Origin of the sequence: Mucilaginibacter sp. (assembly GCF_036383575.1) — a bacterium.
Lineage (GTDB): Bacteria > Bacteroidota > Bacteroidia > Sphingobacteriales > Sphingobacteriaceae > Mucilaginibacter.
In genome coordinates this window covers 1-5,953 of sequence record NZ_DASVOB010000660.1, presented here as the reverse complement: position 1 = coordinate 5,953, position 5,953 = coordinate 1, and the positions used below count along the sequence as shown (strand labels likewise).

7 protein-coding genes are annotated in these 5,953 nt (G+C 42.6%); 3 read left to right on the top strand and 4 right to left on the bottom strand.

Annotated elements, in window-relative coordinates:
* Positions 1–50: 50 nt before the first annotated feature.
* The 4 genes from VF500_RS23200 to VF500_RS23185 form a co-directional block, all read right to left on the bottom strand.
* On the bottom strand, positions 51–920 hold the full coding sequence (locus VF500_RS23200; protein WP_330861955.1) for an HAD-IIA family hydrolase: 870 nt from the start codon (positions 918–920) through the stop codon (positions 51–53).
* A gap of 52 nt (positions 921–972) precedes the next feature.
* Positions 973–2,010, bottom strand: a complete 1,038-nt coding sequence (locus VF500_RS23195) for a hypothetical protein (RefSeq protein WP_330861954.1) — start codon at positions 2,008–2,010, stop codon at positions 973–975.
* Positions 2,011–2,135: 125 nt separating this feature from the next.
* The gene (locus tag VF500_RS23190; RefSeq protein ID WP_330861953.1) at positions 2,136–2,522 is read right to left on the bottom strand and encodes a GxxExxY protein; all 387 of its coding nucleotides are present in this window, start codon (positions 2,520–2,522) and stop codon (positions 2,136–2,138) included.
* A 90-nt stretch (positions 2,523–2,612) separates the two neighbouring features.
* Positions 2,613–4,004, bottom strand: a complete 1,392-nt coding sequence (locus VF500_RS23185) for a glutamine synthetase family protein (RefSeq protein ID WP_330861952.1) — start codon at positions 4,002–4,004, stop codon at positions 2,613–2,615.
* Between the two features lie 85 nt (positions 4,005–4,089).
* Here VF500_RS23185 and VF500_RS23180 point away from each other — a divergent pair, with 85 nt between their 5' ends.
* The 3 genes from VF500_RS23180 to VF500_RS23170 form a co-directional block, all read left to right on the top strand.
* Positions 4,090–4,524 (top strand): gamma-glutamylcyclotransferase family protein, encoded by a 435-nt coding sequence (locus VF500_RS23180; protein ID WP_330861951.1) that lies wholly within the window; start codon positions 4,090–4,092, stop codon positions 4,522–4,524.
* A 14-nt stretch (positions 4,525–4,538) separates the two neighbouring features.
* Entirely contained in the window at positions 4,539–5,123 is a 585-nt protein-coding gene (locus tag VF500_RS23175; RefSeq protein WP_330861950.1) for a Crp/Fnr family transcriptional regulator, read from the top strand.
* 73 nt (positions 5,124–5,196) lie between these two features.
* Positions 5,197–5,953 (top strand): zinc-binding alcohol dehydrogenase family protein (locus VF500_RS23170; protein WP_330861949.1); only part of this gene is annotated, 757 nt, incomplete at its 3' end.

Sequence of the window (5,953 nt, the reverse complement as noted above, 5' to 3'; positions counted from 1 at the left end):
ACGCTCGCAATGACATGGAGAGTGAGGCATGCTCGTCATAGTGTGAACGATCAAAACCCTAAGCCACCCAACTCAACCACTGCCGAATCACAGATATAAGTTGGTACAATGCCGGTTGCGGTGATGCGGTTTTCGGCATCTTTGGCCTGGGTATTTCCCGATAATACCAGTACCGTATCCAAACCAAATTTATTACCTCCCAGAATGTCTGTTTGCAGGGTGTCACCAACCATTACAATATCTTTTTTGCTGATAGGACGGCGTTCGCGAAGTAGATCATAAGCAAACATAAACATCTGTGAATCAGGTTTTCCGAACCGAATAAATGCTTTGCCTACAATTTTTTCGATCATGCTGGCCAGGCCACCTATGGCTATCGATACATCATGTTTGGTTAGCGGATAGGCCTGATCTGTATTAGCTACAATAGCAGGGATGGTACGCTTGCGCATCAGGTTAACTGATTTATTCAGGTCACGGCCCCAGTCAAAGCCTTCGTCATCCAAAAATACCAGTGCATTAACGCGGTCAATATTGCTTTCGTTTACCTCGCTTATGGGCAGCGTGTGCAGGCCTGAGCTGTCAATGTAATGGGCAGAATCAGGTGTGCCCAGATAAGCTACAATGCCATCGTTTACCTTCAGGTCGAGGTATTCTTTTGTAAGCATGCCCGACGATATGATCCTGTCGGGCGTGATGGCCATTAAACCTTTTTTTGTATAGGATTCGGCCAGTTGCACTGGGCTCCGTGAGGCATCGTTAGTTACGATATAATACTCCTTGCCCTGTTCTTCCAGATAAGAAAAAGTGTGCTCAATACCTGGAAGCAGGCCTCCATAATTTTTTAGTACCCCAAACGCATCAAAAAAAACAACTTCGTATTTATCAATTATGGATTTAAAGTTGTCTATTCTGGTCATGCTTATCTGTTTTTAGGGTTCTGCAATAAAATGAGCCCGAAAGATAGCTAACCTATTTTAATTTTAAAGCCTCAATGATCTTTTCGGCATCAAAATCCCTGTCGACCGATGGTAAATAGATATCAAATGCCTCTGCCTGGAGTTTTTTGGCGTATTGTTCACTAAAAAAGTGCTTGCCGTCCTTAATTACATAATTCAGGATAAAAAAGCGGTAGGCTTCCTTTAAAAAGCGGATCTCATCGGCAGTCAGTGGGTTTACTTTGTGATATTCCTTTAAAAACATAATGAAACGATCTTCCATCATGGTATTGATCACATAACTAAACACGGTACGGTCGCCAATATCAGATACTACACGGCTAAAGAAATAAAAGTCGAGCAGGCGGTAGCTCATCCTGAACCAGTCATAATCCCAGCGCGAGTAAAGGTCAAGATTGGGCGTTACCGAAAAGTTGCCGATGTTCCAGTCGATAAATACCGGAATGATCTCAAACGAGCTCATGTTGTATTTAGAGCGGTTCTTCAGAAAAGTTTCGCAGTGGTATTTCAGAAAATCGGCCTGCATACCGGTGCCAAATTGCTTGGGATCGGCCTCGATCTGCTGTAATAGAGCGGAAATATCAGTTCGTAAAGTTTTTGATGATTTAGGCAGCACATTTTTAACCCTTGAACACGCCTTATGGAATTTGCCAACCTGCTGGCCAAGCTTTTTGATATGGTTTTCCTCCAACCTGCGTGGTAGGCGTTGTAAAATACGGGTAGGGTTATAAAAAACTACCCAGGCGTCGGTTTTGCCGTGTTTATGGTGATAAATGTATACCCGGTTATTTTTTTGTAAAGAACGTGCCAGGAAATTCTCAAACGGGTAAAGCAGGTTAATTGCCAGCGTTTGGATAATGCGGTGATCTTCTTTAAAGTGCTCAAATTTGCCAAAGTATGAAAGCTTGGCTATGATAATATCGTCGTCGTCGAACGTAATACGGTACACATGATTGGTTGAAACCATGGCGCTGATATCTTCAATATCACGAATAGTTTTTGACGCGTCATACCCCTCCCAGGCCTTGCGGATAATAAAAGAATAGTCCATTTGTATATATCTGCCGGCAAAGTTACGCCAATGGCAGCATTCGGTTTATAATTAAGGGTACAAATATATAATATTTATCTGAACCGGGATTTGGGGGGATTTTTAGGATTAATAGGATTTTGACCTCATGGTTTATACTTCTTGTTTAAAAGGCGCTTTACAGTTAATGATTTGCTGCCAAAGTTTAATAATAATCCGATTTCAACATTGTAAGCTTCCAAATAGTTTAAAGCCTGCGCTAAATGCACATCTTCAAGTATGGTGATTGCCTTAAGCTCTACCATGATCATTCCGCCCACAAAGAAATCCACCCTTCGAGTCCCGATTTGTAAATCTCTGTAAAAGATTGGCATCTCTTTTTCCCGCTCGAACGCGAGGCCATTTAATGCCATCTCTATTTCCAACGCCTTTTGGTAAATAACTTCCTGAAAGCCATTACCCAGGGTAGAATGCACTTGCATGGCGCAGCCAATTATTTTGCCAGTTATATCGGTATGTTTAAGTTGATCCATTTGATGAAGTATGCAAAACCAATAAAATACTTAAGCCACGCAAATCAAAATCCTATTAATCCTAAAAATCCCCCCAAATCCCGGTTCAGATTATATTATCTCAAAATACCTTTTCAACTCCCAATCAGTTACACTTTTGGCAAATTGGCGATATTCCCACAGGCGGGTTTGGGTAAAGTGATCAACAAAGCCTTCGCCGAAAAGCTCTTTGGCAATGTCGGAACTTTGCATGGCTGTGGCAGCGGCATGCAGGTTTGGCCACAGTACACCATTGCGTTTATCCTGGTAACCATTGCCTACAGTTGGTTCAATGTTCAGTTCAAGCTTGTTTTTAATGCCGTACAGACCGGATGCCAATGCTGCAGCCATAGCCAGGTAAGGATTAGTGTCCGAACCCGGAATGCGGGTTTCCAGGCGGGTATAGTTTTCGGTAGTATTGATGATACGGATGGCCGTAGTACGGTTTTCAACGCCCCAGGTAATGGTGGTTGGTGCCCAGGCGCCTTCAACCAGGCGTTTGTAGCTGTTGATGGTTGGCGCATACATAGGCAGCAAATGAGGCATGCAATACAGCTGACCGGCAAGGTATTGCTTATGTATTTCGCTCATTTTGTTTACCTCATTAGCATCATAAAACAGGTTTTTTGATTGATCTTTACTCCACAGGCTTTGGTGGATGTGGCCACTGCAGCCGGGCAGGGTTTCTGTCCATTTAGCCATAAATGATGCCATGATGCCGTGTTTATAAGCTATCTCTTTAACGGCGGTTTTAAACAGCGTTGCTTTATCGGCGGCGGCTAAAACCTCATCATGCAGTATAGCGGCTTCGTACACCCCCGGACCGGTTTCAGTATGCAGCCCTTCTATCGGGATATTGAATTTGGTAAGCAGATTAAACAGATCGTAATAAAAGTCGCTGTTTTCTGAGGTGCGCAGTATCGAGTAGCCAAACATGCCGGGAGTAAGCGGCTCAATGTTGGTGAACTTTTTATCGGCGAGGGTTTGCGGCGTTTCTTTAAAATTAAACCATTCAAATTCCTGTGCAAATTCGGCATGATAGCCCATGTCATTACATTGCGCCTTGATATGCTTAAGCAGGCTTCGCGGACAGGCGGCAAGATCATTGCCATCTGATTTGCTGAAATCGGCTAAAAAAAACGGAATATCATCCTGCCATGGCACATTACGCAGGGTTGATAGGTCAATACGGCAAAGCTTATCAGGATAACCGCTTTGCCAGCCGGTTAACTGCACATTATCATAACAAACATCGTTGCTGTCCCAGCCGAAAACTACATCGCAAAAGCCATAACCGCTCTGTAACCCATCAATAAATTTTTTAGGGTTGATCACTTTGCCACGCAAAACGCCATCAATATCGGCAAAGGCGAATTTGATTTTCTGGATGTTATTTTGTTCAATATATGCTTTGATCTGTTCTTCGTTCATGGTATAAAAAGTATGCCGGTTAAGGTATGGCAAGATAGCTATTATGGCTTAAACTATAAAAAATTAGCCTGTGCGTGTTTAATACGCAATAGCGTTTACCTTTGTTTGAGCTATTTATATGGAAATAATCAACCAGTTTTTATTTGTTTACGGTACACTGCTGCAGCCTGGTAACGAGTTTGCGGAATATCTAAATCAGCATTGTAAATTTATAAGCACAGGTAAAATAAAGGGCCGACTTTATGATATTGGCGAATATCCCGGCGTTTTGATCGATAACGCAGAGGAGCGCCATGTTTGCGGCAGTGTTTTTAAGATGGACGACCCTGATGCTATATTGAAAGTAATTGACGACTACGAGGGCATCGGCGGGTTGTACAACCATCCGCAGGAATATATCAGGGAGCAGGTTGATATCCTTACTGATAATGGTAACGTGAACTGCTGGATGTATATTTATAACTTACCTGTGGATACTTATGGTCAGATTCCCGCGGGGGATTACATCCAATATTTAAAAGATAGATCTGTCCAAAACAATGCTTTCAAATAATCATTTAGTTAACGATGTTTTTCCATTTTAAAGATAGATTCCCGCAGTTAAATGCTTACTGGGATAGGTACCTGCAATTTCAGAAGCGGGTAGAGGCCCCGGCTAAAACCGTACTGCTCCAGGAGGGGAAAATATCCCAGCATTACATTTTTATTGAAAAAGGCTGTGTACGGACATTTTTTAATAAAAATGGCGACGATAAAACGGTGCAGTTTTTCTTTGAGAATGAAGGTCTGAGTTCCTTTGATAGCTTTATAAACAATGTGCCAAGTTTGTTCACTATCGAAACTATCGAGCCATCGGTCATTTATTTGTTGCCTAAGCAACAAGTTCTCCGGTTAATAGACGAGTTGAGTCATGAACCTGATTTTGCCCAAATGATATTGCAAATGACTGCCCGGAGGCAAATGCACTATATAAATGAATTTGTTTCCATTATCCGGGATTCGCCCGAACAACGCTATCTGCATCTATTAAATGAAAGGCCTCACATTATACAGCGGGTGCCCCAACATTACATTGCCTCATATCTCGGGGTAAGCAAGGTACACCTGAGCCGTATAAAAAGTAAACTGGCAAAAGGTAAGCTGCATTTCTAAACTTGATAACATATGTTATCGTCCCGATGCTGCATACCGGGGTAATTTTGTGTTATTAAAACAAGAAAATAACATGAAAGCAGCAGTAATGTATCAAAATGGAGGGTTACCTCAATATACAGATTTCCCGGAACCGGTTGTTCAATGCCCTGATGAGGTATTGGTTAGCGTAAAAGCAGTAGCCATTAAACATCTCGACAAAAGCAGGGCGTCTGGCAAGCACTATTCGAGCGATGCGCCGGGTGAAAATGGCCGCGTAATTGGCGGTGATGGTGTTTGTTTACTGGAGGATGGAACAAGGGTATATGGCTTAGGTGTAAGCGGTATGCTTGCCGAAAAGGCTACTATTCATAAAAGCAGGATAGTAAAATTGCCTGATGAATTGGATGATATTAAAGCGGCCGCCCTGCCAAACGCGGTAGTTGGTGCGGCTATGGGGCTTAAATTCAAAGCGGATATTCAACGGGGTGATGTGGTGCTTATTAATGGCGCTACAGGCTTTACAGGGCGGGTTGCCGTTCAAATTGCCAAACATTATGGCGCAAAAAAGATAATAGCAACAGGCCGAAACCAGCAATCACTAAATGAGTTGCTATCTCTTGGTGCCGATGAAACAATTTCAGTACTGCAGGATGATGAAAGTTTTAAAAAACAGATAGCTGAAATACATTCAGAAACCCCTATTGATATTATTGTTGATTACCTGTGGGGCCATACTGCCGAAATGATATTGGCCTGCATAAAGGGCGATGGTTCGTTTACCAATAAAATAAGGTTTGTATCGGTTGGGGGCATGTCGGGAGATCTGATCCAGCTATCGGCAGCCAATT

Coding starts and splice junctions, on each gene's coding strand:
- VF500_RS23175 (WP_330861950.1), top strand. CDS start 4,539: ATGTTTTTCCATTTTAAAGATAGATTCCCGCAGTTAAATGCTTACTGG.
- VF500_RS23200 (WP_330861955.1), bottom strand. CDS start 920: ATGACCAGAATAGACAACTTTAAATCCATAATTGATAAATACGAAGTT.
- VF500_RS23195 (WP_330861954.1), bottom strand. CDS start 2,010: ATGGACTATTCTTTTATTATCCGCAAGGCCTGGGAGGGGTATGACGCG.
- VF500_RS23190 (WP_330861953.1), bottom strand. CDS start 2,522: ATGGATCAACTTAAACATACCGATATAACTGGCAAAATAATTGGCTGC.
- VF500_RS23180 (WP_330861951.1), top strand. CDS start 4,090: ATGGAAATAATCAACCAGTTTTTATTTGTTTACGGTACACTGCTGCAG.